Genomic DNA, 26,365 nt, shown 5'->3' on the forward strand with positions numbered 1-26,365 from the left:
CATCTTTAATGAAAAATAAGCATATTCGTGTCGTGTATTGAAAGATGCGAAAACTGCTGGTGATCATATTGTTTTTCTTTTGCTTATCTGCCCAGGGGCAGGTGAGCTTATCCAAACGAGCTTTAAAGCATCTTGAAAAAGGGGATATCCATAAAGCTGTAGCTACCAATAAAAAAGCTTTGGAAAAGGACAGTACCCTTGTTGCAGGCTTCTACGTTCAGGCAAGGCTTTTTTTTAGTCCGATTTATCATCAGGCAGACATAGATTCGGCTTATCATTATATCCTTCTTGCGAGGGATGGTTTTGGGGGATTAGATGAAAAGGAGAAGAAAAAACATGAAAATGCAGGAGTAACCGGCTTAGCCATTGAATCCCTAAAGGATGCCATTGATAGTGCGGCATTTGCTCGTTCTACCGAAAAGGATACCGAAGAGGCCTACATATATTTTATCACATATTTTAATACAGCAGAGCAGGTGCCGGAAGCTATTTCTCTGAGAAATGCCCGGGCCTATGAGCAGGCTGTTCAGGAAAACAGCTACCAAAGTTATCGGAATTTCATGGAGAAGTATCCTGGTGCGGTGCAGGTGCCGGAAGCCAAAAAGCGTTACGAAAAAATTTATTTTTATGAACGTACGGCAGACAATACATTAAAGAGCTTTCTACAGTTTCTCAAAGACAACCCGGGTACGCCATATCGATCAGAGGCTGAGCAAAATATCTATGCCATCATGACGGCCGATCATAGTGCGGCCAGCTATCAGAAATTTATCAGGCAGTTTCCCAAGAGTGAGCTTCGGTCTAAGGCAGTGGCGTTTATGTACCACGTGCTTAAAGAGTCCGGTCAGGAGCTGTCGCCACAGCTTATGACGGATTCTTTGCGTGCACTGAAGGCGCTGTATGGAAAAGTGCTGGTACCATTCCGGGAAGCAGGCCAGTATGGGTTTATGGATGACCGGGGAAAGGAAATAATAGCAGCACAATATGATCGCGTGGATGAAGGAGAGTTGTGTGGTGGGATAACGAGAGACTACCTGTTTTTAGATAACATGATCATTGGCATAAACAGAGCGCCTGTCTATAAAGGTGCGTATGATGATGTGGAGGACCTTGGGTATGGGCTATTGAAAATTGAAAGCCAGGGCTCGATCGGTGTTTATCATAAATCGGGCCGTAAAGTGTTGCCATTCGGCGCTGGCGAAGTAAGACTGCTTTTGGGAAAATACCTGGCTTTTAAAAAGGGAAAAAGGTGGGGTCTTGCAACAGTATCCGGCCGTGAAATAACTCCTGCTGCATTCGATGATATTTTATCCCTGGGAAACTTTATTATTTTTGAAAAGGGTGAGCGGTACGATGTTAAAAATGAGGCCATGCTCATTCAAGGTGTTGATAAAGGCAGACTGGATGTAAAAGCTGGGTACAACGACTTTGATCTGCTGGATGATGGAAATCTCTGGCTTCAGGCGGGATCAGAGGAGGCGGTTATAGACAAAGATTGTCGCGAGATAATACCACAATCCCATCAAAAGATAAGGGTGATCAGGGATGGTATGTTGGTGAGCAAATCGGGGGGCATCAACATCCTCAATGATGAATACGAGCAGGTTTTGAAGGTAGAAAATGTTAAAAAGCTGAGGTTCAATGCTTCGTGGATCGGCTTTCAGCAAGATAGCCTCTGGACATTGTTCGATGTAAGCAGCTATGCTCTCAAAGCCAATAATCTGGACTCGATCGGCTTGATAGGAGATCACTTCGCTGTTATATCCAGGAATGATTCTACGGCTGTGGTTACACTTGAAAGACCATTACTGCTTGGAAAAAACGACCACATAACTTTGCTGGCAGAGCTAAATTCAGCGCAATACCTGCTGATAGAAGGAGACAGACATAGAAAAATTATACTCTCGGATAAAGGCGAAACCTTATTCAGTGGCAGTTTTGATGAAGCCAAACCACTTGGCCCTGACTATCTGGTAATATCCAGAGGGTCGAAAAAGGGATTAATATCCGCAGATGCCAGGACGCTTCTGCCCATGGACTACGATGCTATTGGCAACTATAGTGACGGCTTTGTTTCCTTATTAAGGAATAAGAAATTTGGACTCTATAACGAAAAGCAATCAGTGTTTATTCCTGCTGAATATGATAAAAACCTCTCACCTTATACGCCACAGCTCTTTATAGCCGAAAAAGGTGGTAAGCTGGGAGTGATTAACGGGGCCAATAAGAAATTGACAGCGTTTGATTACCAGGATGTTCGTTTTTGGAGTGATAGTGCAGCATTGGTGAAAAAAAGTGATCAATGGCAACTGCTCGATCTTGTAAGTGGAGCAGTAAAAGAAGAGAATATCAGGTCAATTAATTTTGAACAGGCAGCCAAAGGAGAGGTAAGGGCTGTAGTGCTCAAGGAGGGAGGCTATGGAGTGTGGAGTAATATAAAAGGAGAAATTATTACACCTACCTTTAACGATATTGTTAATGTAGGCACTGCTGAGCGTCCTGTTTACTTCACCGAAAAGCATATTCATGAAGCTGAATTTTATGTAGTGATCTATTACGATGCCTTCGGAAATATCTTGCGCAAACAGGCGTTTGATGCCAAGGATTATTCCCTGATCTATTGTGATAATTAATGCACTGGTAATATTAGAGTTTTTTATACTCCGCAATTACTTCCTATTATTGTGTACCTGATAAACTATACCTAATTATGAAAACTTTTCTTATTGCCATTTTTCTCCTTGCGTATGCCTTGTGTTACGGCCAACAACAAAAGCCCAGGCTTGTAGTTGGGGTAGTTGTTGATCAAATGGCGCAGGAGTACCTGTACCGGTTTGGGAGCAGATTTGGTGATGATGGCTTCAAAAAGTTGATGAACGATGGCTTTCAGCTTAGGAATGTACACTACAACTATGTGCCCACCTATACAGGTCCGGGACATGCTTCCATCTTTACCGGCACGACACCTGCCGTGCATGGAGTGACAGGCAACTACTGGTTCAGTAAAAGCCTGGGAAGTATGATCTATTGTGCAGGAGATAATACTGAACAGACCGTTGGCAGCGCATCAGATAAAGGGAAAATGTCTCCCAGAAATATGTTGACCACTACGTTTGCCGATGAGCTGCTGCTTTCAAACCAGAAACGGTCTAAAAGCGTTGGAGTATCGATAAAGGACCGTGGAGCCATATTCCCGGCCGGGCATCTGGGACAGGCTTATTGGTATGATCATACTAATGGAAAGTTCATTACCAGTACCTATTATGCAGATAAACTTCCTCAATGGGTAGAAAAGTTTAACCAAAGAAAGCTGGCCGATACATACCTGAAGCGTAAGTGGGAACCACTCTATGATATTGACACATATACCGCCAGTGGTCCTGATAAGTCTCCCTACGAGGGCAAAATAGAAGGTAAAGAGGCTGTATTCCCTTACGACCTTTCAAGCCATAGAGACTATAGCCTGCTTCCCGGCACTCCTTTTGGCAACGACATCTTGTTGGATATGGCTCTGGCTGCCCTCGAGGGGGAGCAACTAGGAAAAGGCGACTACACTGATTTTTTGTCTGTAAGTTTTTCATCTACCGACTACATTGGTCACGATTTTGGACCTAATTCTGTTGAACTGGAAGATACCTATTTAAGGTTAGATAAAAATATAGCTTCTCTGATCCGGGCGCTCGACATGCAAGTCGGTAAGGATAACTACATTTTGTTCCTTACCTCCGATCATGCAGTAGCAGAAGTGCCACAATTTTTGATCGATAGCAAAGTGCCCGCAGGATATTTCAGTATCGATCTAAAGCATGAGATTACGGCAGCGCTATCGCAGCGATACGGTGACGGTGAATGGGTGAGAAATGTAAGCAACATGCAGATATTTTTAAACAGGGAACTGATTTTTAATAAGGGTATAAAACTTCACGAAGTACAGGAGTTTGCGGCACACTACATTTTGCAATATGATGGTCTGCTTGAAAGCTACCCTGCTTATGTGATCAATTGGCTCGACTATGCTGCGGGAGGTATTAAAGGCCTGCTTGCCAGAGGTTACAACCAAAAAAGATCGGGCGATGTTTTATATAGCCTTGAGCCCGCATGGCTGGATAGCAAAAGGAGCACCGGCACTACCCATGGTTCAGCATTTACATATGATACTCATGTGCCCCTACTCTGGTATGGTGCCAATATCACACCCGGAGTTTCGGTGTCATATACAGAAATAACAGATATTGTGCCCACACTGTGCCTCATGTTAGAAATTAAACTGCCCAATGGTGTTACTGGCCAACCTATTGAGGAATTATTCAAAAACTGATACCATTTACACCATTCTAATACCTTCTGGCATACCGCATTTCGTAACTAAATTATTTTTAGCTATCATTAGCGCGAATTTAGACTGAAACCAAAAATGCAAAAAGCAGAAGAATTCAGTAACCGCTGGGGGATAGTACTGGCATCTCTCGGTATGGCTATTGGAGCTGGCAACCTCTGGCGCTTTCCACGACTGGCCGGTCAGTATGGTGGTGCATTCCTGATCCTTTGGATCTTGTTCCTACTCATTTGGTCCATTCCCTTGCTGATGGCTGAATTTTCTATTGGTAAAAAGTACAAACTGGGTGTAATAGGCTCTTACGGGCAGATAGGAGGCCGGAAGTTCACCTGGGGCGGTTTTTTTATTACACTCTGCACACTGGGCATAGCTTTTTACTATTCAGTGGTCACGGGCTGGGCGCTCCAGTATTTGGGGCTGTCTACTCAAAATCTATGGGCGTTTATCAGTGGAGGGGAGACCATTGCCAAGGCGCTCAGCGCAGACCCTGCCTACCTTGATCAATATTGGAATTCTATCTCAAGCGGCAACACCTGGACTATTATTTTATACATACTGGCAGTGATCACCGGAATAGTGGTGTTGATAAAGGGGATCCAAAATGGTCTCGAAAAGGCCAATAAGATACTTATCCCCTCTTTGTTCGTACTGCTCATAATCATTACGATGATGTCGCTGAATATGGAAAATGGCTACAAAGGCCTGGAATATATGTTTTTCATTGATGTAAAGCATTTTACCAATGCTACCATATGGATAGAGGCGTTGTCACAGTCGGCATGGTCAACAGGGGCGGGCTGGGGGCTGATCATGACCATCTCATCGTATTCCAGGAAACGGGAGGACGTGGTACTGAACACTTTTATCGGTGGGTTTGGTAATAATACAGCCTCTCTGATGGCGGGTATGGCCATATTGCCTGCGGTGTTTGCGCTCTCTGCCAGTGAGGGCGATGCCATTACTTATCTGCAAAGTGGTAATCAGGCACTGACCTTCACCATTATTCCCAAACTGTTTGCCACAGTAACAGGTGGAGCCATACTGTCATTTATCTTCTTCCTGGCGTTTTTCCTGGCAGCCTTTAGCTCACTACTGCCCATGTTGGAGCTATTCATCAGCAACCTGAAAGATATGGGATTCAGCAGGAAATCAGCCGCTCTTAGAACAGCCATTTTTTGCATAGTGTTTGGTTTCCCCTCGGCCTATTCGCTCAATGTTTTTAACAACCAAGACTGGGTTTGGGGCATTGGATTGATCATTTCCGGCCTGTTACTCATTGTTGCCGTGCTTCGATATGGGGTGAGTAAGTTTAAGCGCGATTATATTGATACCGACTCAGATTTCAACGTTCCTGCAACCTACTTTGCTGTAGCACTGATTTTCAATGCATTTCTTGGTGTAGTCCTCGTTTACTGGTGGATGTCACAAGGCTATTCCGAATACCCCTGGTTCAATGCGGAAGGAAACTGGAATGTGTTCGATGTTTATAGCAACGCCTCCATTGTCACGCAGTGGGGACTGGTGATCATTGCAGGATTATTGCTCAATAAATATTTATACAGGATTTTCGTAAAGAACAGATCATGAGTACAGCAGCCATAATTTCAATGATACTGATCGTAGGCACCGTAGTGGGTGGTTTCATCTACTTTCTCGGCCTGGCCATGAAGCGGGAATCGTCACGCAAGAAAGAGGTTTCGGAGTAGGGCTGCCCTTGGGCAGTGAACTAACCGTGGAGGACACAGAGGAGAAACAGAGGTCGCGGAGAGATTTCTCTGTGTTTTCAAACCACCTCGTCATCCTGGAATTTCCCACCCTTCCCAGGTCATTCTGACGAAGAAAGAATCTTACTAAGAACAGAGGTTGTCCCTCTAAACTGAGGAAGACCCTTCGTTCCTCCCCGAGGACAAGCTTGGGACAGGCAGGGTCACAGGGTCGTAAAGAGAAAATATCCGGGATTCCCCGATCCGAGGTAGAAGCTGAAACCCGAACCCAACCAAATAGTGAGGAGCTAGTCGTTTTTAGTCGGGTAATGATATGTGTGTGGTAATTACAGACAAGGAATATAATGGATATATGTGCAATGTTGCATATTTAATGGTTACATTTCATAAGCTTCGGATTTACGTATATTTTCGGCTCATATCGTATCAAACTTATCGTTTCATTATCGTATATTTACGAATCATATCGTATCATTTTAAATGAAAGTATACAATTTTGAATTAGATTTTGACTGGGAACTGGTCAACAACATAAGCAAACTGGATCGGTTTGATGCCTCCTGGAATTCAATAGAAAAAAGGGAAGGTCAAAGCCTTAAACAGCTCAAGTCTATCGCAACTGTCAGAAGTGTTGGTGCTTCTACACGCATTGAAGGATCGAAGATGAGTGATGAAGAGGTTGATATTTTATTACGCAACCTTTCAATCGATAAATTAACCGAAAGATATAAGCAAGAGGTCGCTGGATATTTTGAAGCTCTAGATATTATTTCGGAATCATATAATGACATACGAATAACGGAAAACGAAATAAAAAACCTTCACAATATCCTTTTGAAATATAGCGAAAAAGATCAATGGCATAAAGGCAATTATAAGCAACACAGTAATAATGTGGAAGCAAATTTACCTGATGGTACCAAACAACTGATTTTTGAGACAACTTCTCCTGGTTTTGAAACAGATGATGCAATGAGATCTCTATTCGAATGGTACAATAGGGATACTCAAACACACCAACTCGTCAAAAGCGCTCTTTTCTCTTACGAATTTGTTTCCATTCACCCTTTTCAAGATGGTAATGGGAGACTGAGTAGATTACTAGCCAGTCTACTCCTTCTGAAAGGTGGGTATAAATGGATTCAGTATGTCAGTTTCGAACATGAAATTGAAAGTCGAAAACCCGAATATTACCGAGAATTAAGAAGCTGTCAAGCTCAACGGCCAAATGAGAACGTAACAACTTGGATCAATTTCTTTTTCAGTGCTTTAATGAATATTCAAGAACAGCTTTTGGCCAAACTGGAACAAACTGGAACAACTTCAAAATTGTCCCCGCGAGAAAAGTCAATATTGGCATTCATTTCAGACCATGCAGGATGCAAATCAGGAGACATTGCTAAAAATCTTGACATACCGAACCCTACTGTTAAACGTATACTTAGTGATTTGCTAAGTTTGAATTTAATCGAACGTCATGGAACCGGTCCTGGAACAAATTATTCTTTACTATAAAAAACAAAATGTAGCAAAACCCAAACGTTGTTGAGCATTTCCCTATGAGCAAAATAGCTGCCGAATATCTGAACTGGGATTTCACGAGGAGATCGGAACAATGGTTTACGCATTAGGGAACTTCGATTGTAGCAACGAACTTCTTTTTATCTGTAAATTACACCTGTACGGGAACGCTGAAGTTCAAATGTCAACATCCTCAATTTTGGCAGAACAGAAATTCAGAGTAACCGAGGACGAACTCATGAGCGTCCAGCAACTTCTCAATGAGCATAAACTAAAGATTGAAGGCTTCAAAATCAAATACGAACTAATATAAAAATGAAGCTCCACAGCAACGCTATGACCGAATGAGGCTTCATTGGCCAGGATGGCCTCCTTCGATGCCTGGAAAGCTTTACTAGTCCTTAAAGGCTTAGTAAAGCACTTGGCTAAGCAATGACGGCCGAAGCAAATCAAACCGCCACGCCATCCTGAAATTTTCGCAGAGCAACGGAGAAAATATTCAGGATGGCGTGGTGGTTATGATTTCTGTTCCTCCTCTGCTTCTGTGGTTAATGATGGCGTAATGTCATTATCCTCAAATCAACTGAAAGTTGTTGGATTCCGCGAGATGCGGTACTTCTTAGTAGAGCTTTTTCTTAACTAAGCGCATTGAGTACCTCCCAAAAAACCAATCCCCCAACGAACCCACCACCAAAATATTTTGCTAGTTGACCTATTTTTTTCTATATTGAACTATTAATTCAACCAAAACCTAAACCCAAATGAAAACCAAACCCACACACTGGAAAGTGGTGTTACCCATTTTCCTATTCTCAATTTCTATGTCTTTTGCGCAAACGCAATCAGAAAAGCAAAAGATCAGCAATCGTTACAATCAGAATCGTCTTACTCAGCTCAGAACAGAGTTCAGCCAAAAAGCTGCTGCTGCCAAGCAACAGGCCTTGGAAATGGCTGCTCAAAAGGGCTGGGATGTGCTAAAGACAAATGATGATGGTTCCTTTGATGAACTAATAGCAGTTTCTACGGACGGCAAGCCGATTTATTACACCGTATACAATGTAAATGCTGCCAGGTCTACCCGGGCTAACCACCTGCACTCAGGCGGAACGCTGGGCCTGAATGTAAACGGACAGAACATGACCGCTCACGTCTGGGATGGTGGCCCCACACGACCCACACACCAGGAGTTTGATGGTGCCGGTGGAAATAACCGGGTCACGATCAACGATGGTGTTACAGCGCTTAATGGTAATAGCTTCCATGCCCAGCACGTTACAGGTACTATAGTGGCATCTGGTGTGCAGGCGGCTGCCAAGGGCATGGCTCCGCATGCCAGAGCCCTGACGCACGACTGGAATAATGACCTTGCGGAGGCTACCACTGAAGCGGCAAACGGTATGCTCCTTTCTAACCATTCTTACGGGTATCGCGCCAGCCTGATCCCTGACTGGTATTTCGGTGCTTATATCGCTGAGTCCAGAGACTGGGATAACCTGATGTACAATTCGCCTTATTACCTGATGGTAGTAGCGGCAGGTAATGATGGTAATGACAACTCTTCTAACGGCAATCCGCTCAATGGTAATTCCTCTTTCGATAAATTGAGTGGGCATGCCACCAGTAAAAACAACATGGTGGTAGCTAACGCTCAAGATGCTAACGTTAACAATGATGGTTCGCTTAACAGTGTTTCCATCAATAGCAGTAGCAGTGAAGGCCCTACCGATGACCTGAGGATCAAGCCGGACATAACAGGTAACGGCACCAGCGTGTATTCTACTTATGACAACAGTGACGCTGCCTACAACTCTATCACGGGTACTTCAATGGCCTCACCGAATGTAACGGGTACGCTATTGTTGCTGCAACAGCATCACAACAATATTACCGGTAACTATATGAGGGCGGCTACACTAAAAGGACTTGCACTTCATACGGCAGACGATGCAGGTATTTCAGGGCCTGATGCAGTTTATGGATGGGGTCTGCTTAACGCAAAAGCGGCAGCACAGGCCATTACCGACAATGGAGGCGCTTCTAAAATAGAAGAGCTTACTTTAAATACTGGTCAAAGCTATACTATTACTGTAGATTCCGATGGCAGTAGCCCGCTATTGGCCTCTATTTCATGGACAGACCCTGCTGGCACTGCTAATACAGGTACGGCAAACCTTACTACACCTGTGCTGGTAAACGATCTTGATATTAGGGTAAGCCAGGGCTCATCTACTTATATGCCTTACAGATTGACAGGTGTTAACTCAAATGGTACAGGAGATAATAATGTAGACCCGTTCGAGAGAATTAATGTCAACAGTGCAAGTGGTTCTTACACCATTACGGTTACGCACAAAGGATCGCTTTCCGGTGGTAGCCAGGATTTTACACTGATCGTAACTGGTATTGCCGGTACAGTGGCTTGTAATGCAACAACACCGACAGGCCTTGGCGCTTCAAATGTCGGATCATCATCAGCGACTTTAAGCTGGAGCGCTGTGGCCGGAGCCTCTTATGATGTTCGCTACCGTCAAACCGGTACAACTACCTGGACTACAGTTTCAGTTTCAGGCACCTCCACAAATCTTACCGGACTTACTGCACTTACACAGTATGAGGCGCAGGTAAGAAGTAAATGCTCTGATGGCTCTACCTCTACTTATAGTAGCTCTACCACCTTCACTACCACCGAGGTGACGTTAAACTATTGTTCTTCAAATGGAAACAGCGTTGTGGATGAGTATATAGGAAGAGTTCAACTGGCATCCATTAATAATTCTTCTGGTGCCGGTAGCGGAGGGTATACTGATTTCACTTCTATATCCACTAACCTTAGCAAAAACACGTCATATACCATTACGGTTACTCCTACATGGACGGGCACAGTGTACAGCGAAGGCTACAGCGTATGGATCGACTACAACAAGGATGGAGACTTTACAGATGCAGGCGAACAGGTATGGACACAATCCGCCACTCAATCCTCACCGGTTAGCGGAACCTTTACCATACCTTCAGGAGCCCTGGAGGGAGCAACAAGGATGCGTGTATCCATGAAATATAATGGTATCCCTACCTCTTGTGAAAGCTTTAGCTATGGAGAGGTAGAAGATTATACAGTGAATATTCAGGCCGGAAGCGGAGATACACAGCCACCATCAGCGCCAGGTTCGTTGACAGCATCAGGAGTTACTACAACTACTGCTACGCTAAGCTGGACAGCATCAACTGATAATGTTGGCGTTACGGGCTATGACGTATACCTGGGAAGTTCGTTGGTAGCCAATACTACAAGCACCACTTATAACCTTACCGGACTTACGGCTTCAACTACTTACACTGCTTCAGTGAGGGCTAAGGATGCTGCCGGAAATCAATCAACAGCCAGTTCCGTAACATTTACAACCCAAACGCCAATCACCTACTGTACTTCCAGTGGTAACAGTGCTTACTACGAGTGGATAGACCTCGTGGCCGTAGGATCGATCAATAATTCGACCGGTGCCAATGGTGGGTATGGTAATTTTACAAACTTGAGTACAGACCTTACCAGAGGAGCATCGCATACGATCAATTTCAGCGCTGGATTTAGAAGCTCAAGCTATACCGAATACTGGAAAATATGGATCGATCTTAACCAGGATGGTGACTTTACTGACGCAGGAGAAGAAATGGTTAGCGGCTCATCGAGTAGCAGCGGCACATTGTCCTCAACATTGAATATACCATCATCGGCAGCTTTGGGAACTACAAGAATGAGGGTGTCCATGAGGTACAACGCGGCACCGTCATCATGTGGTACTTTCAGCTATGGCGAGGTTGAAGATTATACTATAAACATTACCAGCACACCGTCTAACACGACTTTTGCCGGTGCAAGAAATGCTACGGAGTTAGGTAATGAAGGACCGAAAAGTTATTTTGTGGTTACACCGAATCCTGTAAAAGATATGGTGGAAATAGCTATAGCTGATGAAGCCAAAGGCTATAGTCTGAAGCTGATGACCTTAACAGGAGTTGTAATAGAAGACATCGAGTCAGCAGGTTCAAATGTACGTTTCAATATGTCTAACCTTCCTCAGGGAGCTTATATTGTCTCCATGAGAACGGAAAGAGAAGTGATCAATAGTAAGATCATTAAGGAATAAGAGCTGAATGACGTAAAGTCATAATTAGTGGTTGTAAGAAAACTCTAAGGGGCTTTAAGAAAACGTTCCCGCCAAAGGGCGGGACGAAGTCCCAAAAAGCGGAGTCCCGTACAGTTGTCGGGATGAGCATTTTTGGGGCGAGCGTAACGCAGGCATTGGCGCTTTCTTAGAGACACTAATTAACCGCAGAGGAAACTGAGGAGAAACAGAGAACACAGAGGAATCTCCCTTTGTTTCTCCAATAAGCCTCTGGTACCTCTGCGGTTTACAAATACTCAACTTCTCGAACGGAATGTGACTTTTAAAGACGGCTTCTTTTTAGTCTCCTGAAGCCTGATCAACAACAATAGCAATCCTGCCGCCATCAGGGCTTACCGCCAGACGTGTGATCCCGCTGAGATCGAATTCTGAAAGGTCCGATACCGCCACCCAATCTTTATCTTTTCCCGGGTGGTACTTGTACAAAACACTCCCACTGCCCATGAAAATGGTGCCGTCAGGCCCCCAACACATATCTTCTGATTCGGGTAAAGTATTGATGATGGGACTAAATGTCCCTATTGAAAGATCATAGGACATGATTTGCCATGGGGTACTGTCTTTGTGAATAAAGCTAATCGCTTTGGAATCGGGGATCTTATGTAAGGATCGCCCTATGTTCTTTCGTTTTGGTGTACAATTTTGACTTTTTACATAGCAGAGCTGTAGTGAGGGAGGTTCGCCTAAAACAAAAGCGGCCAGGGTATTGTCATCCAGCCAGCAGTGGTAGCCCACCTTGACATCTTCCAACAGCACTTCAGGCTTTTGCGACTCGTATGAATGGCGATAAAGTCGCTGCATACCATTGGTGTCAAGCCGTATATAGGAGAAATCCTGACTGCCGGGGATGGGAGTGGGAGAGTATTCGCTACCTATCGTGGTTCTTGTCAGCCATGCCCAGGAGCCTTCAGGAAATTCTACCTGGGCGATATCAGTCTGTCCGTTGTCGGTGGAAACATAATACATCGAACCATCAGGCAAAAAGTGAGGTTGGTTGTCATAGCCGGGATTCTGGTAGGTAACATTATACGGGTTTTCCAACGTGATGGAACCATCTCTTTTGCGTAGATCAAATACATAGATTTCAGTATCAGGCTGGGCAATGACATCGGCATCGGCTGCCCATGCCAGGAGTAATATGGTAAGTAGCTGTTTCATCTGGTCTATTTAACGTGAGTTCGACATAGTAGTACCGATTAAAGGTATGCATTATCAGAAAATAGACAAAAAAAACCTCTTTTAAGGTCATTCTGCCTGTCCCGAACTGGCTTAACTGGCTTTGGAGAGGAACGAAGAATCTTACTAAGTACAATAAGGAACTTAGGAAGTTCCTTCCTCTCGTACCAATGACAAGTTTTCATTACATTCAATTAATTATTCAATTCCCCTACCGTCATCCCGGACGTAACGCAGTGAAGACCCGGGATCTCCTCACTACTGGCTGTGACTGAGCTTCAAGCCCTAACACCGGATCAGGGGGATCCTTCATATTTTCTCCGTTGCTCTACGAAAATTTCAGGATGAGGCGGTGGTTTGGTCGCCTCAGGATGACCACCTATTTTAAGCATTTTATATCGAATTCGCGTTATTTAGATATTTTTGGGTTAACAACCAAGACGAAACAGCCACATATTAAGACCTACTCATTTTTCAAAGACTCTACCGGATTTCGCAACGCTGCTTTTATCGATTGCCAGCTAATGGTAATGAGGGCAATTAAAACGCAGATGAATGCTGCCGCTATGAATACCTCGGGTCCTATTTCGATTTTATAAGCAAAGCCATTGAGCCAGCCGTTCATAACATACCATGATGCCGGAGTAGCAATGACGATGGCCATTAGAAAAAGCTTTACATAATCTTTAGACAAGAGGGAAACTATGCTCACTACCGAAGCGCCAAGCGCCTTTCGAATACCGATCTCCTTGGTTTTTTGTTCCGTGGTATAAGTAGTCAGTCCGAATAATCCCAGGCAGGCGATGAAGATAGCTATTCCGGCAAATACACTAAAAATTTTTCCAAATTGTATGTCTGCCTTGTATTGCTGATCAAAGCTGTCATCAAGAAAGCTATAAAGGAACGGGCGATGGGGTACCATTTGCTGCCATAATTGCTCTAATTAAGCAATCGTTTTGGTTATATTTTCAGGCGATACCTGTAGCGATAGATGCCTTAAGGCACCAACAGGAGCAAAACGCAGGGCTAGTGGTTCCACCTTTGTATGTAACGACTTATAGTTAAAATCTTTGACAACTCCCACTACGATGCCGTTACGGCCCCACTGGGAAAATTTCTTGCCTACTATTTCGGAGGGGTCCGTATATCCATATAGTCGCATGGCGGCTTCATTAAGTAGGAGCGTTTCTGTGGAGTCTTTGGGAATGTTAGCAGAAAAAGATCTTCCTGCTATCATTTGCATATCATAAGTAGGCACAAAATCCGGCTCTATTTCATAAATTCCCGGAGACTGCATTATCATAGCTCCTTCCGGTGACTCTATTCTCGTGCCGGCATCTGGTAGAAAATTGCCGGGAACTGCCCTGGAAGCAGCTATGCTATGCACATCCGGGTGCCTCAGGAACTCTGCTTTTATGATATTTAGCTGTTCTTGCACACCACTATCCCAACCAAAGTCTATTACCAGCATTTGTTCTTTGGTAAATCCCAAATCCCGGCTGCGGATAAAATCAAGCTGGGAAAAAACTATTGCAGTACCTGCTATCAACGCTATCGAGAGACTCAGTTGAAATATCACCAGGCTTTTTCGCAATGCAGCTCCTTTGGAAGATGACTTAAAGGTCCCTTTTAGAACTTGAGCTGACCTGACTTGCGCCAATATCCAGGCAGGGTAGCTTCCTGCGAGAAGGCCTATTAAAAATACTCCGCCCATGAAAGCAATAACGGACTTCCAGGAAAGGAGGCTCGACAGATCCAATGTTTTGGCTGAAAGCTCCTGTACCCATGGCAGCGCTATAGAAACCAACGCGACAGCCAGTATTGCTGATATTGTGGAGAGCAATATGGATTCAAGAAGGAACTGAACCACCAGTGAATGCCGGTGGGCTCCGATTGATTTTCGTATTCCTATTTCTTTTGCTCTTTCCATAGAACGAGCCGTGGAAAGATTCATAAAATTGATGCATGCTATGATCAGTATGAAAACGGCAATGGAAGAGAACATATAAATATTAGACAAACTGCCCATGGCTCCTGGCTGTCTTGCGGCCACGGAGTAAAGGTATGCATCGCTTAATGGTTCAAAGGCTATGGTATTGTCCTGCCATCCGGGTAAGTGACGTTTTACAAAATCAGGAATTCGCTGTGCCAGGGCAGCGATATTAGCTTGTTCATCTACAAGGAAATACGTGTAAAAATCGACATATCCCCACCAGTCAAATATTTCAGTCCGCCAGTTGTGGGCGGTGGTCATAGAGATCAATCCGTCAAAAGTGAAATGCGAATTGTGCGGAACATCTTCCATCACACCGGTTACAACAAATGATTTGGTTTGGTCAATAGTTATGGTTTTGCCTAATGGATCATTTTTGCCAAAGTACTTGGCGGCAACATTTTGAGTTAATACGATGCTATTGGGCTTGGTTAACGCAGTTTCTTCACGACCCGAAATAAGCCTCCAACTGAATACTTTAAAAGCGGTGGAGTCTGCAAATACCATGTTGTCTTCCTGGAATTTTTTATTCTGGTATTGAAACAGAAGGTTTACCGGACTGGTAAACCGGAAAAAGCTCTTTATTTCGGGAAAATCAGCCTGCAGAGCCGGACCTATCGGTGCGCAGCCCCACACTTGAAATTCTTCAGGCGCCGGGGGAGGTAGGCTTCCGGGATCTGCAGCGCTACGAAAAGTTTGTAAAACACGATATGTCTGGTTGTAATTTTTATGGTATCGGTCGTAGGAAAGCTCATTTTGGACATAGAGCATGATGATTATACAACAGGCTATTCCTATAGCCAGGCCTGTAACATTTATTAAAGAGAAACCTTTGTGTTTGAGGATATTCCTGTAACCTACTTTTAGATAATTTTTAAACATACTGTAGTGATTTATACGAGATGATATTTCTAAAGAGCGAATGATCCCGGGCCGAAAAAGCCTAACTACATCTTTGATATAGTTCCATCTTGCGTTCTTCAGGCCATGTTCTTCCAGTCCCGACTCAAATCTTTCTAAAAGGTCGCCCTCGATGTCCTCGTAGTAATCGGGATGGCAATACCACTGGAAAAATTTGCTGACCCAGCGCGGCGGCAGGGGATACTTCTTGTGAGGCATATCAGTAGCTTGTTGAGAATTGAGGGATAGCATTCCACAGGCTGAGCCGCTGCTCCTTCACTTCGGTGAGCACTTTCTTGCCATATGCGGTAAGCATAAAATAGCGCTTGCGTTTTCCTCCTCTCACTTTGGTAGCTTCACCGAATCTGGATGATAAGTATCCCTTTTTTTCGAGCCTTCTTAAAACGGTTTGCAGCGCCCCAATGCTCACCTTCCTGTCCAGCCGGTTTTCCATCTCTTCAATGATGGAGATCCCGTAGGCTTCATCGGCCAGAATTGCCACCGTGAGCATTACAATTTCTTCAAATTCCCCCAGATGATGTTTACTCATTTTGTATATTTTTCTTAAATGTAGTTAAAATAAACTTCCAACCAAATGGATTAGAATATATTTTATTCTTAAATGTAGTTTTTATTACGCAATAATGCAGCTAAGTTTCCGGTGATCACCATCTAATTAGTGTTTATAAGAAAACTCTTGCCGTCATCGCGCCTGTCCCGGGCTCGCCACGGGGAGGAATCGAAGCGATCCCCTCTTAAAGTACGTTAAAGAAGAGGAGATTGCCGCACTTCGTTCGCAATGACGATAAGCCGTGAGTTTTCTTACAAACACTAATTAATGTCAAGGCAACAAAAAACTTCAGTTGACTTTATTGTATAATGACATTACACCATCATTAACCGCAGAAACAAAGATCGCGAACCACCACGTCATCCTGGAATTTTCGCAGCACAGCGGAGAAAATATTCAGGATCCCCCTGAACCATGGCAGAAGCTGAAGCCTGACACGCTCAAAGCTGTGATCATAAATATTTGTGAATTCGCTTGTGTTTTGTTAGAGACAACTGCGTTGTCACGTATTATCCGAAACCGGGATCTTCAGCGCCTGAGAGAGTTCCTCCAACGCACTCAACAGCTTCTTTTTATCCTTCCTGGTCATCAAATACTCTTTGGTGCCATTGGAGAATTTAATATAGGCATCGTACTCTATATTTTTGAATACGGTGGAGTCATTCGTATGGGCAGTGTAGATCCGTTGACTCGTTTTGCTGGCGTTTACATAGATCTTCTCTACCTCTGCATATGGCTTTGCCTTACCACTTTTTATAAACAGGAAGGAGTTGTAAGGCCTGTATGTCTTTTTTGTCGGAATGATTTCCATACCAGAATGGCTGGTGAGGATGACCAGACCTACCGTCAGTAGTATAAGTGCAATAAAGATATTTTGAAACACTACAATTACAGCCGCTATTAACAAACAGAAGGCGAGTATCTGAAAATGCCAGGGGAAAAAGGCGTCCTGATTTTAAGTCAAATTTTGTGGCACCCATAAATAATTCACTTGGTAAAAACGGCTAGAAATATAACTATTTATTTATTAATTTAACCTGATCTCGATGTTAATACCTTAAAAGTCGAGTTATCCTGTGAATTAAGGCGGAAAAGCCAGGAACCTGAAGTAGTCAGTAAACAATCGTTCTTTTATGATATTTCGCTTGGCCGGGAGCCAGGAGCTGGTGTGTGTCTAATTCAACCCCTCCGGGATTGCTCTTCTTTCTTCACAGCAGCGTCTCCTGGTAAGGGACTCTGCGCCCTACCATCAAATCAACGGATGAGAGGACTATTTATGTTCAATCCCCGGATTACTCTTCTTAAAGGTTGCTTCGTAACAAAAGAAGGCTAAAAATCAGATAACCCGACCCAAGCCTGAAAGGCTTGAATATGATTAACCCCCAATGAAATTGGGGGGGATCAATAAATATCCATCAACTCTGAACGAGTTGAATAACAACTACTATCCCCGCCAGCCCCGGCTTGCCATGGGAAGGAATCGAAGTGATCCCCTCTTAACGCACACCAAAGAAGAGGGGATTGCCGCACTTCGTTCCCCGTGGCAAGCCGGGGACAGGCGCAATGACGATAAGTTGCGCGTTTCCTGCAGGTACTATTTAGTATTATTATTCATCCTTTAAGCACTGCACCGGATTAATATTTGCTGTCTTCAATGTTTGAAAGCCCACAGTAAGCCAGGCGATGACCAACGCTGCTACTCCTGCCAGACCAAACAGCCACCAGTGCAGGTCAATTTTGTACGCAAAGCCGCTCAACCAATATTGCGCAAGAAAATAGCTGACAGGTAAGGCAAGGCAGACAGCAACAAGCACCATTTTGGTAAAGTCTCCGGAAAGAAGTGTGACAATACTGAAATTCCCTGCTCCCAGTATCTTTCTTATGCCAATCTCTTTTTGCCTTCTTTCTGCAGTAAAAGCAGCCAGGCCGAATAACCCGAGGCAGGATATCACGATAGCAATACCTGCAAAATATTGTGAAAGCACAGAAACACGCTGTTCTGCAATATATTGTGCCTGATAATTCTGATCCAAAAATTTGTAATCCAGCATATATCCGGGATTAAATGTTTTATAGAATGACTGGATATTGGCGATAGCCTCCTGGATATTTTCACCATCTATTTTTACCAAAGCGCTGTGAGGAGGCTGCTGTTCAAAGTAAAACAGCATGGGCTCTACGGGGGTGTGAAGTGAGGCATAGTGAAAATCTTTCACCACCCCGATTATTTCCTTCTCCTTACCCCACATGATGATTTTTTTGCCAACAGGATCTTGCATATCCATCGCCTCAATGGCAGATTCATTAAAGATTATTTTTGATTGTTCATTGCCAAATTTTTTAGAAAAACTCCTTCCCTCCAGCACCTTAATACCTAAAGTTTCAACGAAATCATAATACACTCTGGCTTGTTCGAACCGTATAGGCACATCGGGATCTTTTCCTTCCCAATGTATACCGGTGGTATACGCTCCGCTTTCTACCATAGAATGTGTTGTTGCTGTAGCATTGAGCACGCCCGGTAGATTTTTGAGTTCGTCAAAGAAGGTTGCCATATTGTCAACGGCTTTGCCTTCCACTGGTATTTTTAAGATATTATCCTTACTGTAGCCCAGGCTTTTTGTCTGGATGAACCGGATCTGCTGAAAAACAACCAGCACGCCTACGATCATGATGACAGATAGCGCAAACTGAAAGACTACCAGGCCTTTTCTTATCCAAACCTCTCCGAAAGAAGCATTGAGCTTGCCTTTGAGAATACTTACCGGCTTAAAGCCAGAGAGATACAAAGCGGGATAGCTGCCTGCCAATAGGCCGGTAAAAAGTCCAATAAGGATGGCTGCACCGATAATTTCCGGGGTGAACTGAAGCGATAGCTGTTTGCCTGTAAGCTCATTAAACTCAGGCAGGATCATAAAGGTCAGTAATGAAGCCAGGAATAAAGCAAAGAAAGTGATCAGCACAGCCTCACCCATGTGCTGAAAAATCAGGCTTACCCTTCCGGCGCCAAGTGTTTTTTTAATGCCGATCTCTTTCAGCCTTCTTGAAGCCCGGGCTGTCGACAGGTTCATGAAATTGATGCAGGCGATAACCAGAATAAAAATGGCGATGACCGAGAAAAGCCTTACGTAAGTGATCCGCCCCCCAGTTTGGATGCCATTGTTAAAGGTGCCGTACAGGTAGTTGCTGGAAAATTGCTTGAAAAATGGGGAAACGTTACTGCCTTCATCTCTATCTTTCACAAAAGACGCTATTTTGTGATTTAAGGCATTTATATTGATATCTTTTGCCAGCTCCACATAAGTATATGCATTAAAGTTGCCCCAATGCATTCCGTCACCAATGATATCTTTATAAATAGAAAATGGAAGAACAAAGTTAAACTGCTCAGAAGAATTGGAAGGCAGGTCTTCCAAAACTGCTGATATGCTGGCTTCTCCCTGCAAGTGTAACAGGTGCCATTCCACCGTTTTGCCGACTACCTGAGTAGTATTGAATAGCTTTAATGCCAGTGATTCGGTAATTACGATAGAAGATTTATCAGATAACGCTCTATCTGGTATACCATGCTTAAATTTATAGCTGAAAAGATTGAAATAGTCCTCTCCGGAAAATTTACCTTTCGCTTTGATCACTTCCTCGCCATTAGACACAGCAAAATTATCTCCAAACCACTCTGTTTCCGTGTCTGCGGCCGCCATTACCACTTCGGGCACTTCTGCGAGTAAAGCCTCAGCCAAAAGACCCTGTGTCTCGGGCCCCGTACGCAAGGAACTATTTTCTTCGTGAGTGAGAAATACCTGGTACAATTGTTCATCCTTTTCATGTAACTTATCCATCGCCAGCTCATCGGATACCCACAGGAAAATAAGCAGTGCACTGGACAGTCCGGTGGTAAGACCAATAAGGTTAATGAAAAAGGAAGTTTTATACTTGATAAAATTCCGGTAGGTGAGTTTAAAATTATGTTGATACATGATAAATGGGTTTGAGTTTGACCTGTATTTTTTGATGGCAAAAGGCCTTAGGTAGTGAAAGACCTGGTACCAATAGTTGAGTTTTGCCTTAGATAATGATTTTTTAGCTGCCGTTTTGTAAAACCTCTCTTCCAGATCACCCGATACCTCTTCTGCAAGGTCATTACGGAGAAACCAGAGCAGTAGCCGTTCTGCTAACCGGGGTGGTATGTATTTGTTGTTATTCAATTATTCAGCGTGTATCACCATTCCATTCATCCATTCATTACCTCATTCCATCATTCCCTCATTCTCTCACTCATTCATCCATTCATTCTATCATTCTCTCGTCATCCCCCTGCAAACCCCGGAAACTGACTCCACAGTGATACCCTGAAGTCACGAGCGTCAGAAAGTACCCTTTGACCGCTGGCTGTTAGCGAGTAGATGCGCTTTCTCCTTCCACCTCTCTCGGCAGACGCACTTCCCATCTCTGAGGTTAAAAAGCCTTTTTCGGAAAGCCGGTTGAGTGTGGAGTGTACCGCTCCGATGGATACCGGGCGATCAGTCTGGCTTTCAAATTCATCAGCAATCTTAAATGCATAAGCTTCATTGCCTAAGATGCCGACCAGAAGCAAAATGACTTCTTCAAATTCACCTAAGCGTGTTTTTTTCATTTGTTACTAAGTTGTAGAACTAATATACGGAGGGAAAATAAATATGTTCTACTTTTTAGTAACAAATACTGAAATGAATAGATTTTGTAATTTCGCCAGTATGTCGGATGTGCCAATGAAAATCGAAACCATCACATATGAAGTAAGTAAGGCGAAGCCGTACCAACCCGATAGCGATTGGGGTAAGTTGAATGAATAAATCGACAGTTGGCAAAAGCAATAGGCAGCTGTAAGCTTCATGCTTTAAACTTTCGGCCTGCCGTTTAATTCGTAAATCAAAAATCAAAAATCGTAAATTGTAAATCGTAAATACAGTTTTAATATCTCAATACTAAATTTATACGCATGAAGGTCTGTATTGCGGAGAAGCCAAGTGTAGCCAGAGAAATAGCGCAGGTAATTGGCGCCAGCGCACGTAAGGAGGGATACTTTGAGGGTAACGGCTACCAGGTAACGTGGACGTTCGGACATTTCTGTACATTATATGCTCCCGAAGACTATCAGCCGCATTGGAAGCGCTGGGACCTCAACACACTTCCCATGCTCCCGGATCGGTTCGAAACCAAGCTTATGAATGACAGCGGAGTAAAGAAGCAGTTTAAGGTAATTAAAAGTTTATTAGCCAATGCCTCTGTCGTGATTAACTGTGGTGATGCCGGGCAAGAAGGGGAATTGATACAGCGCTGGGTGATCAAAGAAGCGAAATATCAGGGTGAAGTACAGCGCCTCTGGATATCATCGCTCACTACGGAAGCCATTAAAGCGGGATTTGACAAGCTACGACCGGCAACAGAATTTGATAATCTCTTTTATGCAGGCAGCTCACGTGCCATTGGTGACTGGCTGTTAGGAATGAACGCCACCCGGCTATATACCCTTAAATATGGCGGCTATAAGCAGGTACTGTCCATTGGCAGAGTGCAAACCCCGACATTAGCCATGCTGGTCAATCGCCATTATGAGATAGAAAATTTTGTGCCTCAGCCGTACTGGGAGCTGCAGACCATCTACAGAGAAACTAAATTCAACAACACCACCGGTAAATTCTTCTCAAAAGAGGAAGGGGAGGAACTTCTCAACAAGATCACTGGAAAAGACCTGGTGATCACAGACATTGAGAAGAAAGAAGGTAAGGAATATGCGCCTAAACTGTTTGATCTTACCAGCCTGCAGGTATACTGCAATACCAAATTCGGGTTTACAGCAGAAGTAACACTCAAATTGGTACAAGCGCTTTATGAGAAAAAGGTAGTGACCTATCCACGGGTCGATACTACATTTCTGCCGAATGACATGTACCCTAAAATACCCGGTATACTTCAGGGGCTGCCTAATTATTCTTCTTTCACAGAACCTCTTCTGGGAAAGAAGATCCGAAAGTCGACAAAGGTGTTTAACGATAATAAAGTGACGGATCACCACGCCATCATACCGACCGGAGAGCAAAAGCCATTAAGCGGTGATGAACAAAAAGTGTATGATATTATTGTCAGGCGTTTTATAGCGGTATTTTATCCCGATTGTAAAGTGGCCAAAACGCAGGTGGATGCTGAAGTAGAAACCGTAAAGTTCGTAGCAAGGGGTAAGGAGATCCTGGAAGAGGGGTGGAGGGTGCTTTTTCCGAAGGAGAATAAAAAGAGTAGTGCTGATGACGATGAGGAAAACAGCGAAGATGATGAGGGAATTTTGCCATCATTTGAAAAAGGAGAGCGCGGTCCGCATGAGCCTTCTTTTATTGAAAAAATGACCAAGCCTCCAAAAAACTACACCGAAGCCTCGTTGCTACGGGCCATGGAAACGGCCGGTAAGCAAGTAGACGATGAAGAGTTGCGTGATTTAATGAAGGCCAATGGTATCGGAAGGCCATCGACCCGTGCCAGTATCATTGAAACACTGTTCAAACGAAAGTATACCCAGCGGAGAAAAAAGCAAATTCTTCCCACGCCAACCGGGATTCAACTTATCGATACGATCCGGAATAAGCTGCTCAAATCTGCTGAGCTTACAGGGCATTGGGAAAAGAAGCTGAAGGAGATAGAGCAAGGTGAGTTCGGTGCCGGGCAGTTCATCGCTAACATGAAGAAAATGGTAGACGACCTGGTTTCGGAAGTGCGAAGCGAGACCGGTAAGTCTATCATTGTAGCACCGAGGGGTGCGGGCAGTAAGAAAGAGTCAAAGAAGAAGGTTTCCAAAGAAATGAAATGCCCGAAATGCAGCTCGGGGGTTATTATTAAAGGAAAAAGCAGCTATGGCTGTAGTGAGTGGAAAGCGGGCTGTAATATGCGCATACCCTTCGAGTTTATGAGCAAGAAGCTGACCCATAAGCAGGTACAGCGGCTACTGGAGAAAAAGGCTACGACAAAGCTGAAGGGTTTTATACATGGTGGTGAAAAGGTGGAAGGTGTAGTGAAGTTAACAGATGATTTCCAACTGGAGTTTGAGGGTAAAACCAAGTTGAAGGCCTCAGGTAAAAGCAGTAAACCTTTGTGTCCTAAATGTAAAAAGGGAACGCTGATAAAAGGGAAAACGGCCTACGGCTGTAGCCACTGGAGGGCAGGCTGTGATTTTAGGTATCCCTTCGCTATGATAAAATCCAAAGCCAATGGACGCCCTTTAACGCGGGAGTTGGTTTTGCAGATCATTTCAGCATAATGGAACGGAATGAAATCTTTGGTTTTTGATGCCTGCCTAATTCAACCCCTCCGGAGTTGTTGTGTCTTCCTTTAGTCTGCCCGGCATTGCATGACCGGGCTATTTACATTCAATCCCTCCGGATTACTTTTCTCAAAAGTTCGTTCTGAACAAAGAAGGCTAAAAGTCAGAGATAACCGGCCTTAGTCTGAAGAGCTTGACCATGACTAGGAGTTGCTCTCAAAAGACCAGTCATCCTGGGGGCATCCAACAACTTTCAGTTGATTTTGAGGATAATGACAATTACCCGAACGGCCTTGAGAAAATGGCGTTCCGCTGGCGGCCGAAGCCTTTAGCGGAGGCCGTAAGAATTTCAATGCCACACGTACCCTTTATAAATCACACTGTTTGAGCCCCGTTTTTCACGGGGTGAGTTTGTGATTTGTCATCGCAGGCATTGAAATTTAGCCATTTGCTCACAGCCCTTGCTTCGCCATAGCGGCTACGCGAAGGCAATGCTTGACTTTTTCCCATAGGGATCCCTTTGGGGTTTGTTACTTTTTTGTGTCAAGACAAAAAAGTAAGACAGATGCTATGAAAAATCATCTGCAGCAACTCAAGGCCTAATAATCAAAAAAATTCCGAGAAAGCCCAGGCTAATGCCTCGTGGTATTCTTCATACAGGTTCAAGTCATTATGAGATCCGTGTGGAATGACAATAAGCTTCTTCTCACCGGAATAAGCCTCATGTAGATTTTTACTGTGGGAGGCAGGTATTAGCCCATCTCTGCCTCCGTGGATAAAAAGGATTGGACAATCAATATCGGTAAGCTTGCCGATATTGTCGAAGTGAAATTGAAGGAATAGCGAAGGGAATAGAAAGGGCATCTTCTGATTGGCCAGGGTTTTTAAACTTGAGAACGGAGATTCCAGCACTAACCCTTTGGTGTCACGCCTTTTAGCGAGCTCCGTAGCAATACCACTACCGATGGACCGCCCATAAATGATGACCTGTTCCGGTTGAAAACCTTTTTCTTCTACCAAAAAGCGAAAAGCTGCATCGCCATCAAGGTATAAACCCTGCTCGGTGATCTCACCGGAGCTTTTTCCATATCCACGGTAGTCGATAATGAGGAAGTTGTAGCCTAGTCCTGTGAAGTCATCAGCTATTTGCTGCCACCCCGCCAGACTGCCAGCATTGCCATGGAAGTAGAGTATTACCTCATCAGCTTGGCCCGGATAAAACAGTGCATTGATCTTTTTCCCATCAGAGGTGGTAAGGAAAACCTCTTCATCGCCTTGCCGAAGGTTAAATTGAAAGGCTTGCGATAACCGTTGGGGATGGAAGATCAGTTTTTCCTGTGCGAGAAAAGCAGCCATAATGAGCAGTAGATAAATAACGACTATAAAAATAACAATCTTGCCGATGCTTTTTGTTTTCACTGAAGGTGTCGTTTAGTGATTTAGTCGTGTTAAAGTATTAGTGGTCGTACCACTCTTGCCATAGCGGTCACAGTGGCGCCACCACTACGCCAGTTGCATCTTATTCGAGCCAAAGACGTTAGTCGTGCCACTACTATAATAGTGGTCGCACCGTTCATACCATAACGGTTATAGTGGTGCCACCACTACTATGCCAGTTGCATCTGCTCTTGTAATACTTTCAAGCCCTCATCAAAAGAATGCGGCTCGTACCCCAGGTCTTTTCTGGCTTTATCGATAATAAAACCCGTTTTAGGCGGTCTTTTGGCAGGCTGTGTAAACTTAGAGCCATCAGTTTTATGAATAAGAGATTTGTCAAGCTTAAAGAAATCCGCAGTTTTTATGGCCATGTCATAAGGTGTGAGCATGTCTTTACCGCTAATGTTGTAGATGCCCGTAGCCCGCTTTTTAGCAATGAGGTAGCACCCCATAGCCAGATCTTCGGCCAGCGTAGGGGTGCGCCATTGATCATCCACTACATTAATATCTTTCCCACCTTCCAGGCTATTTTTTACCCACAGGATAATGTTGGAGCGGCTCATGTCATGAGCGATGCCGTAAACCAATACTGTGCGTGCAATCGCCCAGGAAATATTACTTTTTTCAATAAGCTCCTCGGCAGCCAGTTTGCTTTCTCCATAATAATTGACAGGGTTGGGCTTCTCGTTCTCATCCAGAGGCCCACGGGTGCCATCAAAAATAAAATCCGTGGAGCAGTGTACCAGGTGGCTGTCTGTGGCTTCGCAAGCCTTGATCAGGTAGCTTACCGCATCAACATTCAGCTTCCGGCAGGCCTCCTTCTCCGATTCACATTGGTCGACATTTGTCATCGCTGCTGTATTGATCACGACATCGGGAGCATACTTTTTGATCACAGACAATACCTGTGTTTCATCAGTAATGTCCAAAGCAGCAAACTCATAATTTCCGTAGCTTTCAGGAAGCCTGTCACTATTCCTCGCGGTAGCTATCACCTCTATTCCGGGCTCACTCAGCAAAAGTTTGATAAGCTTCTGTCCTAATAAGCCATTTGAACCGGTAACTAATATTTTCATAATTTTTTAAAATTTGAAGTATGAACACCCGAAGCCGGAAGCCTGTTTAAATTACTCGCTGCTAACTATACTCTTGCCGTCTTCGCGCCTGCCCCGGGCTTGTCTCGGGAAGGAATCGAAGCGATCCCCTTTTACACTCCAAGGGAGAGGGGATGGCCG

The 26,365-nt window shown here is 44.1% G+C and carries 17 protein-coding genes; 8 read left to right on the plus strand and 9 right to left on the minus strand.

The genetic code is table 11. The features are described from left to right. The first annotated feature begins 44 nt into the window (after nt 1-44). The 6 genes from C900_RS17070 to C900_RS28605 all read left to right on the plus strand — a co-directional run bounded on the left by C900_RS17070 (nt 45) and on the right by C900_RS28605 (nt 11,726). Nucleotides 45-2,633 carry a WG repeat-containing protein gene (locus C900_RS17070; RefSeq protein WP_009581349.1) on the plus strand — a complete coding sequence of 863 codons (2,589 nt, stop codon included), beginning with the start codon at nt 45-47 and terminating at the stop codon, nt 2,631-2,633. A gap of 77 nt (nt 2,634-2,710) precedes the next feature. Then, nucleotides 2,711-4,318 (plus strand): alkaline phosphatase PafA, encoded by a 1,608-nt coding sequence (gene pafA / locus C900_RS17075; RefSeq protein ID WP_009581350.1) that lies wholly within the window; start codon nt 2,711-2,713, stop codon nt 4,316-4,318. A gap of 96 nt (nt 4,319-4,414) precedes the next feature. Continuing rightward, complete coding sequence (locus C900_RS17080) at nt 4,415-5,923, plus strand: sodium-dependent transporter (RefSeq protein WP_009581351.1); 1,509 nt, start codon at nt 4,415-4,417, stop codon at nt 5,921-5,923. Continuing rightward, nucleotides 5,920-6,042, plus strand: coding sequence for a MetS family NSS transporter small subunit (locus tag C900_RS29975; protein ID WP_009581352.1), 123 nt, complete (start codon nt 5,920-5,922; stop codon nt 6,040-6,042). Before C900_RS17080 ends, C900_RS29975 begins: the two co-directional genes overlap by 4 nt. Nucleotides 6,043-6,540: 498 nt before the next feature. Further along, complete coding sequence (locus tag C900_RS17085) at nt 6,541-7,575, plus strand: Fic family protein (protein WP_009581353.1); 1,035 nt, start codon at nt 6,541-6,543, stop codon at nt 7,573-7,575. A 767-nt stretch (nt 7,576-8,342) separates the two neighbouring features. After that, on the plus strand, nt 8,343-11,726 hold the full coding sequence (locus C900_RS28605; protein WP_157494063.1) for a GEVED domain-containing protein: 3,384 nt from the start codon (nt 8,343-8,345) through the stop codon (nt 11,724-11,726). 318 nt (nt 11,727-12,044) lie between these two features. On the opposite strand, the gene C900_RS17100 is transcribed toward C900_RS28605, so the two are convergent. From C900_RS17100 to C900_RS17125, 7 genes are all read right to left on the minus strand, one after another. Next, a complete protein-coding gene (locus C900_RS17100; RefSeq protein WP_009581356.1) occupies nt 12,045-12,923 on the minus strand; it encodes a TolB-like translocation protein in 879 nt (292 codons plus the stop codon). A 481-nt stretch (nt 12,924-13,404) separates the two neighbouring features. Next, the gene (locus tag C900_RS30650; RefSeq protein WP_009581357.1) at nt 13,405-13,863 is read right to left on the minus strand and encodes an ABC transporter permease; all 459 of its coding nucleotides are present in this window, start codon (nt 13,861-13,863) and stop codon (nt 13,405-13,407) included. Nucleotides 13,864-13,884: 21 nt separating this feature from the next. Beyond that, nucleotides 13,885-16,053, minus strand: a complete 2,169-nt coding sequence (locus C900_RS17105) for an ABC transporter permease (RefSeq protein ID WP_245558451.1) — start codon at nt 16,051-16,053, stop codon at nt 13,885-13,887. 1 nt (nt 16,054) lies between these two features. Beyond that, nucleotides 16,055-16,384, minus strand: coding sequence for a PadR family transcriptional regulator (locus C900_RS17110; RefSeq protein ID WP_009581359.1), 330 nt, complete (start codon nt 16,382-16,384; stop codon nt 16,055-16,057). 523 nt (nt 16,385-16,907) lie between these two features. Next, complete coding sequence (locus C900_RS17115; RefSeq protein ID WP_157494064.1) at nt 16,908-17,312, minus strand: hypothetical protein; 405 nt, start codon at nt 17,310-17,312, stop codon at nt 16,908-16,910. Nucleotides 17,313-18,012: 700 nt separating this feature from the next. Then, nucleotides 18,013-20,610 (minus strand): FtsX-like permease family protein, encoded by a 2,598-nt coding sequence (locus C900_RS17120; RefSeq protein WP_009581361.1) that lies wholly within the window; start codon nt 20,608-20,610, stop codon nt 18,013-18,015. A gap of 101 nt (nt 20,611-20,711) precedes the next feature. Continuing rightward, nucleotides 20,712-21,038, minus strand: a complete 327-nt coding sequence (locus C900_RS17125) for a PadR family transcriptional regulator (protein WP_009581362.1) — start codon at nt 21,036-21,038, stop codon at nt 20,712-20,714. Nucleotides 21,039-21,111: 73 nt separating this feature from the next. Here C900_RS17125 and C900_RS30870 point away from each other — a divergent pair, with 73 nt between their 5' ends. Then, the gene (locus C900_RS30870) at nt 21,112-21,237 is read left to right on the plus strand and encodes a hypothetical protein (RefSeq protein WP_009581363.1); all 126 of its coding nucleotides are present in this window, start codon (nt 21,112-21,114) and stop codon (nt 21,235-21,237) included. A 146-nt stretch (nt 21,238-21,383) separates the two neighbouring features. Continuing rightward, a complete protein-coding gene (locus tag C900_RS17130; RefSeq protein ID WP_009581364.1) occupies nt 21,384-23,690 on the plus strand; it encodes a type IA DNA topoisomerase in 2,307 nt (768 codons plus the stop codon). Nucleotides 23,691-24,299: 609 nt separating this feature from the next. Here C900_RS17130 and C900_RS17135 read toward each other — a convergent pair. Both C900_RS17135 and C900_RS17140 read right to left on the minus strand, forming a co-directional pair. After that, nucleotides 24,300-25,112 carry an alpha/beta hydrolase gene (locus C900_RS17135; RefSeq protein WP_009581367.1) on the minus strand — a complete coding sequence of 271 codons (813 nt, stop codon included), beginning with the start codon at nt 25,110-25,112 and terminating at the stop codon, nt 24,300-24,302. A gap of 188 nt (nt 25,113-25,300) precedes the next feature. Next, nucleotides 25,301-26,206 (minus strand): SDR family oxidoreductase, encoded by a 906-nt coding sequence (locus C900_RS17140; RefSeq protein WP_009581368.1) that lies wholly within the window; start codon nt 26,204-26,206, stop codon nt 25,301-25,303. Between the last annotated feature and the right edge of the window lie 159 nt (nt 26,207-26,365).

The sequence above is a fragment of the Fulvivirga imtechensis AK7 genome (assembly GCF_000331535.1).
GTDB lineage: Bacteria > Bacteroidota > Bacteroidia > Cytophagales > Cyclobacteriaceae > Fulvivirga > Fulvivirga imtechensis.